This window comes from Paraburkholderia sp. SIMBA_030 (assembly GCF_046535245.1).
Lineage (GTDB): Bacteria > Pseudomonadota > Gammaproteobacteria > Burkholderiales > Burkholderiaceae > Paraburkholderia.
Genome location: NZ_JAWRXB010001137.1, coordinates 1 through 252 on the forward strand (window position 1 = coordinate 1; position 252 = coordinate 252).

The following is a 252-nucleotide window of genomic DNA, read 5'->3' on the forward strand; positions in this document are numbered from 1 at the left end:
GCTGTTGAGCCACTTCCCACATTTCAAGGAATCCTTTCATATCCATGGCTACCTACCTCGAACTCAAAGCACAGGCAGAAGCGCTGGCACAGAAAGCGGAAGCAGCGCGGCTCGCCGAACTGGAAAGCCTTATCGCGACGATGCGTGAGCAGATTGCCGAATATGGCATCACGCCCGACCAGCTTTTCGGGCGACGTCGTGCCGCTTCGTCGGGCGCCACCCGCGCGCCGGTCGCACCGAAGTATCGCGATC

Annotated in this window: 1 protein-coding gene; it reads left to right on the top strand. The window is 59.9% G+C overall.

What is annotated here, in order from left to right; all coding sequences use genetic code 11:
* Positions 1–44: 44 nt before the first annotated feature.
* The coding region (locus SB772_RS43585) for an H-NS histone family protein (RefSeq protein ID WP_410838977.1) at positions 45–252 on the top strand (208 nt) is incomplete at its 3' end.